Annotated in this window: 1 pseudogene; it reads right to left on the bottom strand. The window is 68.5% G+C overall.

Annotation, left to right across the window (positions count from 1 at the left end):
* Positions 1-511: pseudogene (locus CXQ88_RS21505) on the bottom strand (pyruvate carboxylase); the annotation flags it as partial.

Genomic DNA, 511 nt, shown 5'->3' with positions numbered 1-511 from the left:
CGCAGCTCTTCCGCGAATCCCTCCGGGCCAAGCTCCTCCAGCCGCTGGCGCGAGCCGGGCCGGACTTCCGGCAGGTTGGCCGGCAGCTTGTCCGCGGGGTCGCTGTGGACGGGGAGCTCTCCGTGCGGCTTATTCACCGTGGTGTCGGCCAGCCAGTTCAACAGACGTGAGCCGCGGTCTGCGGAGCCGCGGGCGCTGAGCAGTTCAGGACGTTCCTCGATGAAGGAGGTTGCGACGTCGCCGGCAATGAAGTCCGGGTCATCGAGGACGGCCTGCAGGAACGAAATGTTGGAAGAGACGCCGCGGATGCGGAACTCGGCCAGAGCCCGCCGGGCACGGTTGACGGCGGCCGGGTAGTTGCGGCCGCGGCAGGTGAGCTTGACCAGCATGGAATCGAAGTGCGGGCTGATGTCGGCGCCGGCATATACAGTGCCGCCGTCAAGGCGCACCCCTGCGCCGCCGGCGGACCGGTAGCCGCTGATCTTTCCCACGTCGGGGCGGAACCCGTTAG

This window comes from Arthrobacter sp. ZGTC412, from assembly GCF_002929215.1.
GTDB lineage: Bacteria > Actinomycetota > Actinomycetes > Actinomycetales > Micrococcaceae > Arthrobacter.
This window is presented reverse-complemented; position numbering and strand designations above follow the sequence as displayed.